General features: G+C 54.1%; 12 protein-coding genes. 4 read left to right on the top strand and 8 right to left on the bottom strand.

Features of this window, described 5'->3' with window-relative positions; translation table 11 throughout:
- Positions 1–755: 755 nt before the first annotated feature.
- The 7 genes from K5Y33_RS23405 to K5Y33_RS23375 all read right to left on the bottom strand — a co-directional run bounded on the left by K5Y33_RS23405 (position 756) and on the right by K5Y33_RS23375 (position 4,895).
- Positions 756–947, bottom strand: coding sequence for a hypothetical protein (locus K5Y33_RS23405; RefSeq protein ID WP_222235267.1), 192 nt, complete (start codon positions 945–947; stop codon positions 756–758).
- A gap of 211 nt (positions 948–1,158) precedes the next feature.
- Positions 1,159–1,536, bottom strand: coding sequence for a DUF1380 family protein (locus K5Y33_RS23400; RefSeq protein ID WP_222235266.1), 378 nt, complete (start codon positions 1,534–1,536; stop codon positions 1,159–1,161).
- Positions 1,537–1,579: 43 nt separating this feature from the next.
- Positions 1,580–2,014 carry an antirestriction protein gene (locus tag K5Y33_RS23395; RefSeq protein WP_222235265.1) on the bottom strand — a complete coding sequence of 145 codons (435 nt, stop codon included), beginning with the start codon at positions 2,012–2,014 and terminating at the stop codon, positions 1,580–1,582.
- 456 nt (positions 2,015–2,470) lie between these two features.
- A complete protein-coding gene (locus tag K5Y33_RS23390) occupies positions 2,471–2,704 on the bottom strand; it encodes a hypothetical protein (RefSeq protein ID WP_222235264.1) in 234 nt (77 codons plus the stop codon).
- A gap of 13 nt (positions 2,705–2,717) precedes the next feature.
- A complete protein-coding gene (locus K5Y33_RS23385; RefSeq protein ID WP_222235263.1) occupies positions 2,718–3,362 on the bottom strand; it encodes a DNA methyltransferase in 645 nt (214 codons plus the stop codon).
- Positions 3,363–3,683: 321 nt separating this feature from the next.
- Positions 3,684–3,929 (bottom strand): hypothetical protein, encoded by a 246-nt coding sequence (locus K5Y33_RS23380; RefSeq protein ID WP_222235262.1) that lies wholly within the window; start codon positions 3,927–3,929, stop codon positions 3,684–3,686.
- Positions 3,930–3,965: 36 nt separating this feature from the next.
- Entirely contained in the window at positions 3,966–4,895 is a 930-nt protein-coding gene (locus K5Y33_RS23375) for a DUF1281 domain-containing protein (RefSeq protein ID WP_222235261.1), read from the bottom strand.
- Between the two features lie 388 nt (positions 4,896–5,283).
- On the opposite strand from K5Y33_RS23375, the gene K5Y33_RS23370 reads away from it, so the two are divergent.
- Entirely contained in the window at positions 5,284–5,562 is a 279-nt protein-coding gene (locus tag K5Y33_RS23370) for a helix-turn-helix transcriptional regulator (protein WP_222235260.1), read from the top strand.
- A 1,031-nt stretch (positions 5,563–6,593) separates the two neighbouring features.
- Here K5Y33_RS23370 and K5Y33_RS23365 read toward each other — a convergent pair.
- Positions 6,594–7,328: a hypothetical protein gene (locus K5Y33_RS23365; protein ID WP_222235259.1), complete on the bottom strand. Its 735-nt coding sequence runs from the start codon at positions 7,326–7,328 to the stop codon at positions 6,594–6,596.
- 256 nt (positions 7,329–7,584) lie between these two features.
- Between K5Y33_RS23365 and K5Y33_RS23360 the strand changes: the two genes are divergently transcribed.
- From K5Y33_RS23360 to umuC, 3 genes are all read left to right on the top strand, one after another.
- Positions 7,585–7,815, top strand: a complete 231-nt coding sequence (locus K5Y33_RS23360; RefSeq protein ID WP_222235258.1) for an EexN family lipoprotein — start codon at positions 7,585–7,587, stop codon at positions 7,813–7,815.
- A 481-nt stretch (positions 7,816–8,296) separates the two neighbouring features.
- Complete coding sequence (umuD, locus tag K5Y33_RS23355; RefSeq protein ID WP_255610416.1) at positions 8,297–8,746, top strand: translesion error-prone DNA polymerase V autoproteolytic subunit; 450 nt, start codon at positions 8,297–8,299, stop codon at positions 8,744–8,746.
- An 8-nt stretch (positions 8,747–8,754) separates the two neighbouring features.
- Positions 8,755–10,029: a translesion error-prone DNA polymerase V subunit UmuC gene (gene umuC / locus K5Y33_RS23350; RefSeq protein WP_222235257.1), complete on the top strand. Its 1,275-nt coding sequence runs from the start codon at positions 8,755–8,757 to the stop codon at positions 10,027–10,029.
- Positions 10,030–10,858 lie beyond the last annotated feature (829 nt).

The raw sequence follows: 10,858 nt of genomic DNA, 5'->3' as shown, positions 1-10,858 counted from the left end.
TCTTTCCGGTCTGGCCTTTCGCGGCGAGGGCCGAGTAGCAACGACGAAGAGAGGGCATAAAGGGGCGGAGGCAAAAAGTTTTTGTGGCCCTTCCGCAAAAAGTTTTTGACGGAGTGCATTTCACCCCTTTCTGAACGAACCGGCGGTGCTACGAAAAGCCCTCTGCGAAAGACCAGAACGGAATGCCGTGAAAGCCGTCAGGGACCGCCCCGGCGGTCCGCCCTGAAGCCCCGGAGGCCTTATCCGGGGCGGTGAACGCACCGGCGCAAGCCGGTTGCAGCCGTTGACTTTCGCCATCAGACCGAAACCGCCTGCGGCCGAAACCCGCAGGGGTTCGGTGGCGCTTAGCGGCTTGCCGCTTAGCGACGTAGGGCTTGACGACCCGGCTTGCCGGGGAGCCGAAGGGGGCCGAGTGAAGTCGTTCTATTTGCTCAAAAAAGGACAATAAATAAGGAAATAAACTCAGATGGCCTTACAAGCTCAGCTAATTAATAAAACTCTTAAAAGAAGGAGGGAAAGGAAAAGGAAAAGGAAAGGGAAAGACTTAAAGATAATCATTCAAACTCTTAAAGCCTCGACCGTACACGATCCAGTATTATTAATTATCATGAATACGAAACTGGCTATTAATAGCACATCCGAAAATTAAGTCAGATAGAGTCCTGACAGGCTGCATATGCGAGCAAAATTACATTTATAAATCACAATAAAAACATTCAAAATCATAGACATAAAAACGATTACTGAATCCTTCTTTACTTCAGAATATCGGAAAATATTTCCTCACCATCAATACAGGTTACCAGTGTATCTCCGGATAAAAGCTCGTGCTTTACAGGGCGTCCTTCCTCATGCATCTTCATAAAATCATCGATACTAAATGTCATGCCATTAAATTCAATATATGGCTTTTCTTTCTTCGCCATAGATAATTTCGCTTTTTGCATTGCGCATCTCCTGATTAATTTCAGGTGCGCATCCTGCCGGACAGAATTATTAAAATCAAGCAGCTTATTTATTTCTGATTTGCCGGTATGCGGGCGGGCGCCGAAGGCGCCATCTCAGCTGCCGGCCGCCGCAGGCGGCAATAGGTTTAAGGTGCATTCAGACGGGTATGCTGCCAGATGAAAAAATGACCTTCATCTGACAGCCGCCATGCTACCCGCGCATGGCCTCCTGTGCCTGATGAATAGCCTCCTTAGCGTCCTTACCTTCGCCCGTTTCGCCAGCCTTCCCGGCCAGCTCCAGCAGTACCGCCAGGCTCGCGGCCGGCAGGGTGACGTGCCGCGCTGCCTGTCGGTCGCGGCGGACCTGGCACGCCAGCTCTCGCACGGTTTCCCGGCCTATCCCGTAGCGCCGGTGATCATCAAGCTCGCCGATCTCGCCCAGCACCGCGTGCGCCTCCTCCTCCGTCAGTGCCATTGAATCCGTAGAATCCTGAACGTCCTCCTCCGTCCATACCAGGATGGTGAACGGAGTGCCCGGCTCAAAGGTCTCCAGCAGCCAGGCGCAGATTTCATTTACGTTACCGTGCATCGTGTTATCTCCTTGTGGGCGGCTCTGCCGCCCCTGTTAGTGTTCAGTCAAGCGCGCGAAAAATGGCGGCGGCTTCGGGATGAGTTTCTGCCCAGACCATCAGCTGGCGGTGGCGGCGGCAAAACAGCGCACACAGCTCCTCCTCGTCGTGGCGGTCATACATCCAGCTGCGGTGGTTGAGAACCAGGGCGGTGATGATTATCCCCGCCGCGTCAGCGGAGACCTCTGCCACAGACCAGTTTTCGGGATTCTCAAACCGCCAGGTGCCATCCGGCGGGATCATGTATCCACCGCCCTGCTCCAGGTGAACAAAAGTCCACTCACCGCCGTTGTAGTTCGTCAGATAGCGCGCGGCGTACAGATAGACGTTGTTTTCGGCGCGCATAAAATCATCGCCAAACAGAGAAGGCAGAAAGCGCAGCTTTACGAAGCCGTCCAGAAAACGCGCCGCCTGGGGCGCGTGCAGTGCTGTGTTCATCAGAAACCTCCGCAGGTAAAGGGGATACAGTTCCGGCCTGTGCCGTGCCTGAATGACAGCCCGACGGACAGCGGCGTGATCAAGAGCGACGACGAGGCCGCAGCGCAAGCGAACGGAGGCGTGATTACGCACGGCGGCGACGCGAAGCATGAGCGGAGACGCGACGGGAGTAAGCGCGCAGGAGTGAGTGCGAACGGGGGAGGAGGAGAGCCTGCGGCTCTTGAACACGCCGCCGTCGGGCTAAAGTGAAGGCACGGCACTGGCCGCAGACCGCACGGACGTTTATTCCCGCACGCCGCCGGCGTGCATAAACGGCGGAGCTCGCGACATCCTTTTTGTCTTGTCCACATCCGGGGTGCATATCCGTCCCGGAACCCTGTGGATACATTTGTGCAGGCCAGGCAATGGGGGGAATATCCGGGGGCGGTTGCTTTTTAACCGCCCCGCAGAATCCCGTCACCTGCGCAGACAGCCCCGCAGCTGCTCCGCGCGGCGGCCTGCATCCCTCAGGGAATCGCAGATATCGTCAATTGCCAGCAGCGTCAGTCGCACCGCGGGGGCGTCGCTGTCCCGCGGCCAGCGCTGGCGCATCGCGTGGATCCGCAGGAACAGCTCGGTCAGGGTCTCGTCTATATCGGCCACGTCGTCAGCCAGACGATCGGCCGCGTGTTGTTCTGTCAGATTAAGCATTTATCGGTCTCCGTTATGCCGCGCGCGCGGCGCGATGTGCGTAAAGGCGGCGCAGGCCGGCGGCGTGGTACTCCTCCTGGAGCTCGATGCCAATCCAGCGGCGGCCGCACTCCTGTGCGGCAACGCAGGTTGAACCGCTGCCCGCAAACGGGTCCAGTACGATCGCGCCGGGCTGGGTGAAGGTTTCAATCAGCGGCCGCAGCACGCTGACCGGTTTTTCAGTCGGATGATGGCGGTTGCCGGTGTACTGCCAGGGCATGACGTCAGGAAGCGGCTTTGCCGGCAGCCGCGGGCGGCCTTTGGCCAGAAGGTACGCGCTCTCGTGCTGGTAGCCGACGAACGCCGACTTAGAGGCGTAGGGTTTGGTAAAGACCAGGTGGCCGACGACGCGAAAACCCGCGGCTTTCCACGCCTGCATAAAAATGTCCACGCGGTTCCAGCCGTAGAAGCTCACCGCCAGGCTGTCATCTTTAAGCACCCGGTACATTTGCTGGCTTGCCGGCAGCACCCACTCGCTGTTTACATCGTTCGCAATCGAGCGGCCTGAACGATCCTTAAAGCCGACCAGGTATGGCGGATCGGTGAGGATGAAATCAATGCTCTTGTCCGGAAAGCCGCCCATAACCTGTACGCTGTCGCCGTGCATGAATCGAGACATAGTGATGCTCCTGTGTATGAAGGGGCACCGGTAGTGGTGCCGTGACCTCCACACAGACGGGCGATAAGCAGAGCAAACAAGGGCGGACGCGGAAGCCGCATGCGCCGCCGGAGCGGACTGAATGTCCCGCGCAGGGCGGGGAACGGGTGAGCAGGACGGCGCCAGCTTACCTTGTTTGCGAAGCAGCCCGGCTACCGTGAGGGCACGGCACTTCATACCCGCCGTTTTCCGGCCGCAGGACGGGAAACGGCATGGAGGCGGAGCGCAGCGACGTCTTTCTCCTTTCCGTAAAGAGCGCCGCCCGCAGGCGGCCGCCTTTAGTTACTTCAGCATCCTGCGCGCCAGCACCGTGTCGGCACAGTGGCGCAGGAAATACCAGCTGAGGCTGTTCTCAGCGTCGAGCGTGTTGTCAGCGAGCGCTAAGGTGGCCACCACTTCCTCCGGCGTGAGCTCCGGGGCCACGTCTTCTAAATCGTCAGCTATCCAGAAGTGACCCACGCAGGGCGTGTCGGGAGCAAACTTCTGCAGGTGCTCGATCAGTTTTTCAATGGTCAGGGATGCATTCATTTTCTGTCCGGCGGGTCTGCGCCCGCCGCCTCCTGTTCAGCCGCCGTAGCTGGCCACGTTGTCAATGATCCATGCCGGGCCCGTCACCTCACTGAACCCGAACTCGTCTTCCTCATCGCCCCACTCCAGCGAGTCGCAGCACTCCCCGGTCTGACAGCCCGCTTCATAAACAGCCCATCCGCAGTAGCTGCTGCCGGACTCGGCATACCAGTGCTCAACGGTGACGCCGTAACGCTCGCTCAGCGCTGCCAGCACGTCCGGCGAGGGAGGCGACCAGGGCGTATCAAAATCAGCGTCAAAGGTGATGAGTTCCGCGTGCGACACGTCAAGATTGTGTGCGTGTGGCCACTTTGTGCCGCAGCGATCAACTACGTCGGTAAACCCGTCCGTCACGCCGTGGAGCAGGCGTCCGTTGTATCCGTTTATCTCCGCATCAAGACGCGGCGGGATCAGCTGCAGCATGTCGAACGGAAGCGCCTGCAGCGGCAGCGCGTCTTCGCGGCACTGGCTGTCCCACGACTCGCTGAGGCCGTTATTACCCCGCATCCAGTGCCAGTCACCCTGCTTTATCTGCCACAGCCCGGCGATCACCGTCTGCTGCTCAGCAGAGAGCGATGACCACGTCATGCGCTGCAAATCGCTGGCCAGCCACAGTTCGTGCAGCGTGTTGCAGATTTCTGGCGTCAGCTCAGCGCCGTCACGCAGCTGCGCCACCCACTGCGTAAAAGCGCGGTTCTGCGGAGTATCGCTTCCCGTCCCCTTCACCAGAGCGGGATACGGGACATAGTCCGTCGCTTCCACCGGGCGCAGCAGCCCGGCACAGCCCGCCAGAAAGAGCTGGATCCCTTCTGCAGCTGCCCGCGCGTAAAGCGGAACGCCCTCCCCGCCTTCAATCAGCGCCAGCGCATTTTTTACGTGATATTCCGGGCCTGAAACCCGCAGCCTGTTGGCACACCAGTTTGGCATGTTGACTCCTCCATTAAGGGTTGCACGGCACCATCTGCACCGTGCCGCCACGGAAGCCGGGCGCAAAGCGGAGCAGGCAACGGGCGAGGGAGGAAGCCGCACGCGCCGCCGGAGCGGACTGAATGTCCCGCGTACGGCGGGGAACGGGTGACGACAGACCCCTTGCCGGCGCAGCGGCCCGGCTAAGGTGAAGGCACGGTGCAGGCCCGATGGCACAGAGGGAGCTTGCATGGCGTTTTTAGGATCGGGCGCCGGCCTTTGCAGCGCTGTGGCGTCACGCATGTGAGAGAAGAGAGTGAATCGCGGATGATTAATAACTTCTAAAAAAGTGCAGTTTCTGCACTTTTTATAGATAATAAAACGATATAGATGGGCAAGGAGAAGGAATATGACGGGCTGGCAACTGAAGCTCTGGCGCCGAAGCCTGCTCTGGAGCCGTGACAGGGCTGCCGAAGAGCTTGGGGTGAGCCTCCGCACGTACAAAGACTACGAGAACGCAGAACGTGTAAAGCGATCGGTGGCGATGGCCACTGTTACGCTGTCGCTTATCAACGTTATGCCAGCGCTGAAATCCGATCAGCTCAGCAAAGACCTCCTGCTGCAGATGCTTCAGAAAATGACGGCCGAGGTCTCAGGAAAAGAAACTGGAAGCGATTCTGGCAGGTGAGCGGCTAAACGATGCTGTTTGTATTAGACCGATAAGGCGGACTGACGCCTGGCTAATGTTCACTAAGAGTTGTGAATAGCTGAAGCTCGCACTTGAGCCGCAACGGCTGTTGCTAGCTATACGGTCTATTAATCAACGGATAAGCATGAATTTAATTTCTCCCACACACACTCTCGAGTCGAAAGAAATTATTTAGCCCGCTTCCGAACTTCAGATAGAACAATATTTAACCATTTAGTTCGTAAATCTGATAAAACACTCAAACTAGCACCCATCTAATACAATGAATAATATGAGCTTTTCAGCAAGTTACGAATGAATGGCTTTAGTGCAGCAGGTAACTCTCACGAGTGATGAAAAGGGCAAGATGTTCCATACAATTTGTGGCATGCTTATTTGGTCAAAACGAAGTGGGTGAGACAGGCACAAAAAAACCGCCCGAAGGCGGTTTGATTGAATCCAGAGGAATGTTATCAGGCATTTCTCTGGAAAGGCAAAAATTGTTATCAGGCAATTTTTGCCGCTGCTGATTTGCAGTAGCAAACACAAGCAGAAGCTTTCGAATCCAGTATCACGTTTTGGCGTATGGTTTGCAACTTGTGCAGGTGAGTAAATTTCACTCAGCCGGCTTAAGCAAGGAAGCAAATGTGAACACTCTGGATCGAAACACCGTTTTTTACGCACAACTTAGTAGCAATCGGGAAAGGCAATGAAAGTTAGAGCGATGTTGTGGCATGCTCTCTCGTGTTGCTAAGAGCAAGGTGGATTATCAGCCATTTCGGCACCTTGCCAGTCCTATCCACCGACCAAGCACAAGCAGAAGCTTTCTTTCTCTTGCGCGGCGCGCCGAACGCCACTGGTCAAACCGTAAGGCTCCACGCATGAGACGCAACGCACTTGTTGTGTCACTGCTGATGGCATTGCTGAACGCCTATAGCGGCGGTGAGGGTATTAATATCAATACCACCATTAACGCTCCGGTGAACGTAATTCACAGTAAGTGACAGTAAGCCGCCCTTGGGCGGCTTTTTTTATTTGCCAAGGGTCTGTTTGCGGAATTCAGCAAATACGTCAGGTGTTTTATGTGCCGTCAGAGCTTCCTGAACGTCGTTGAAGTAGTTTTTTAATATATTTGTCATCGCCTGGAGAGAGCCAGCTTTAAAGTTGACCTGCTCACCATCCTTAACCAATTCATTTGAAAAAGTGGCCATCAGCTCTAATAGCTCAGGAATAGGCTTATTATCATTCGAGACGAAACGCGCATCGTTGTGCGCACAAGCATTACGCAACTTAGTTACTTTTTTAACAGCAGAGTAATGATCTGAAGTTTTCATGCCTATTATCTTTCTGGCATACAGATCACAACGCTCAAAACCACTACCTTTGAGATCAGACAACCTTACGGGAGCGTTGTGAATTCTTGCAAAGCCATTGCATAACTTCTCGAAATCGTGCTCAAGCATGCCATATAACGTCAAGAAGACAGAGCGACGTGTAACGCTGGGATAGTACGATGTGAACATATCATCTAAATCAACAGAGCCGCTATCAAGCCCCATATAATACTCAACAATGTGATAAGCATTATCTTCAGCCGAAATTTCATGCTCTTCCACTTCAGGCCCTTCAATACGATATTGGCTTATATTTGCTTCGATAGAGGCATCAGTTTGCGCATTTAGAGAGGCAATAATTTCAAAGGTCAGGCTTACGTCATAATGTGAAAATTGCATTGGAAGGTTCAGTAGAGCCTTAAATTTGAACATTTCTTATTTCCTATATAAATTGAGCTTTTTCTGGAGCCCGGTGATTTGCTCCATAATAATTATTGGAACTTGATGTAAACAACTTCTGCTTTTAGCACATAGTGGACTTAGTACATCCTTCCCTTGTTAACACCGTTTGCACGCGCCGAACAAAATTTTCCTTCGTTCAGGAAAGCCTCCCATATGCCGAACCGTGGAACCGGACGCGTTGCCGAACTATAATTTGTTCCGCAATCCATGCATTAAAAGGTAAATGATGAGTACGGGAATACTTTCACTAGGTGTGCTGGTCGCCACGCTACTCGCCGGCTTTGATGCGAATGCACAGAGCCTTGAGTGGTATAAGGCGAACGATAAGGAACGAAACGCGAAAGTTGAAGAGTGTAAAAAAGCCTCCGATCCGCGCGGCACCGAAGACTGTCGCAACGCTATTGATGCCAGCTTCCGTAGCGGCTCATATACCAAAAGTCCAAATAAGAGTTGGTGAAAATGATACAAGCCGCCGCCAGGCGGTTTTTTATGTGCCCTTTTCGCCGTTCGGTTAAACGACTTAAGCACTAAACAGCTTCCACTCGCCTGACTTGAGCGCTATGAACGAGCAGCGGGCATGTGATTTTTGGAGGCGGCACAGCCTGCAGTTTCGCGGTCAACGAAGCATCGACCGCAATTAATACCTGCAAATTTCCGACTGGCCGCCCATCTGCAGAAATGCAAGCAATGCGAAGAACCGGAGAGCGGTTCTGCTGCAGATGCTTCAGAAATGACGTCCGACGTCACGGGAAAATAAAACTGGTCGCCATTCAGGCAGATGACCTGCTAAACGGCGATCATTCAGCTTAGGGACTTGCCAGACAAATCCGCCTAATTAATACTGTACATAAATACAGTATTTAATTGAGGAGGATTTTTATGCGTGACGTACAGGCAGCAATTGCCCTATCCCCGGCTCATCTGCAGAGGGCAGCTCTATGAAACAGGCAGCCTGTTCTGCGGATCTCACTCTGCTCTGGCCACCCATTTTTACGCCCAGATTACGCGTGCCGCTCTTCGCGGAGCCCTGCGCGGCCGGCTTCCCCTCCCCTGCACAGGATTACGTCGAAAAAGAGCTCGATCTCAACGAGCTCTGCATTCGCCGGCGCGCGTCGACGTTCTTCGTGCGTGCCAGCGGCAACAGCATGCAGGATCTCGGCCTGTTTGATGGCGACGTCATGGTGGTTGACCGGGCAGAAGAGGCCGCGCACCACGACATCGTCATCGCGGAGGTAGACGGCGAATTCACGGTCAAGCGCCTGCAGCTGCAGCCGTGTCTTGCGCTGCTGCCCATGAATCCGGCTTACCCCGTCATCTATCCGGAAGAGCTGCAGCTGCTTGGCGTGGTCACATGGTTTTTTAACAGTACGCGCGCGCGCCGGAGGTAACCATGCCTATGTTTGGATTAGCCGACGCGAACAAGTTTTATGCCCGTTGCGAGACCTTGTTCCGCCCTGACCTGCGCGGCAAACCCGTGGTGGTGTTAAGCAATAACGATGGCTGTGTTATCGCGAGATCCGTCGAAGCCATCGCTCTGAATATAAAAATGGGTATGCCCTGGTTTCAGCTTAAAGCACAGGAATACCCTGAAAAAGTTCACGTATTTTCAAGCAATTACGCGTTGTACCACTCAATGTCGCAGCGCCTTATGACAGCACTGGAAGAAATGACGCCCCGGGTTGAACAGTATTCCATTGATGAAATGTTCCTCGATTTAACCGGCATCGATGGCTGCGAGGACTTTGAACATTTCGGGCGGCGCCTGCGCGCGCACGTAATGGCCACAACCGGCCTGACCGTGGGCGTCGGCATGGGGCCGACCAAAACTCTGGCGAAATCTGCGCAGTGGGCAAGCAAGGAATGGAAGCAGTTCCGCGGCGTGCTGGCGCTGACGCCCGGCAATCCTAAACGAACCGAAACCCTTCTCCTGAATCAGCCCGTAGAGGAACTCTGGGGCGTGGGGCGCCGCATCGGCAAGCGCCTTAACCTGATGGGTATTGAAAATGCCCTGCAGCTGGCGCGAGCGCACCCTGCCCTCATCCGCAAAAATTTCAGCGTTGTGCTTGAGCGAACCGTGCGCGAACTCAACGGCGAATCATGCATACCACTCGAGGAGATGCCGCCGGCGAAGCAGCAGATCGTCTCCAGTCGCTCTTTCGGTGAACGCATCACCACAAAGGTGGCCATGCAGGAGGCGCTTTGCCAGTACGCCACGCGCGCAGCGGAGAAGCTCAGGAAAGAGCGTCAGTTCTGCCGGCACGTTGGCGTGTTTATCCGGACCTCGCCGCACGCGAAAGATGAGGTGTTCTACGGCAACAGCGCCGGCGAGAAGCTCCCGCGCCCGACGCAGGATACGCGTGACGTCATCGAGGTGACCATGCGATCGCTGGACCGCATCTGGCTGGAAGGTCGCCGTTATATGACGGCAGGCATCATGCTTGATGACTTCACGCCGCATGGCGTCAGCCAGCTGAACCTGTTCGATGAAGATCAGCCGAGAAAAAACAGTGCGCAACTGATGAAGGTGCTGGACGGTATTAACCAGTCCGGGCTGGGAAACCTGTGGTTTGCGCGTCAGGGAGTGAACAACGAGTGGAAAATGAAACGTAAGCTGCTTTCCCCTGCCTGGACCACAAACTGGAAAGATATCCCTGTGGCATTTGTCAGATAATTTCTTTCGAACAAATCCGGATAAGAGGCCGATCGTTATCAGCGCTGCCCGTGATGAGCAGCGCATCAGCAGTCTCGATTACTTTGGCCGGACCATCGTACTTTTTTCACAGTAGACCACTCTGTTAGCCAGCACATCTTTACTCACGAAGGCCATCGCGCCGATCGTCACGTTATTACCGATGATTATTCTCCCTGATTCATCCTCAGCGTTTTTCTGCCCAATCGCCATATTCTGACGCAGCTTGATGTTACGGAAGATGACTTTTTAAGCTCTGACGAGAATCCCGCGCAGTGATTTACTTTCGCCCGGGACCTATAGAAGCCTTATGACTAATGTCAGTTCCGTAGAATTTCATAAGGTTGTGACGGCTGTGCCCTCTCTTTTTTTGCATGCATGGAGGCAGAAGGCAGCATATGAGTGTTGTTTTTGTACAACTCCTCTTACGCGCTCGCCGCAAGTCATGACCGAGCTTGCTCGCGAATGACTGAGGAAGCGAAATTTCATCCAATCTAATATGGTCTGCTTACGCTCGATATTTTCCAGTGAGTGGTTATACACGTTTTTCACAGGACTAAATTTTAAAGGATTTTTAGGTATTTTCTGTATTTTAAGCTTTTTAGCCTGCTGTGAAGCCTTGCTATCACTGTCTTCATTGATGACAGTTATGGGACATGGCGCATGTATTGATGGGAAGGAAGACAACTAATAATGGGATCCGATGCATCTTCATATGGGAAGTGCATCAACAAGCTATGGGAAATGCATCAAGTTAAAAATCAAGCTATCCACATGTTGATAAGTGCGATGTTAAACGTTGCAAATTTCT

Origin of the sequence: Pantoea sp. DY-17 (assembly GCF_019795975.1) — a bacterium.
GTDB classification, from domain to species: Bacteria; Pseudomonadota; Gammaproteobacteria; order Enterobacterales; family Enterobacteriaceae; genus Pantoea; species Pantoea leporis.
The sequence above is the reverse complement of the archived record's forward strand: the minus strand, read 5'-3'. Positions and strand labels throughout refer to the sequence as shown.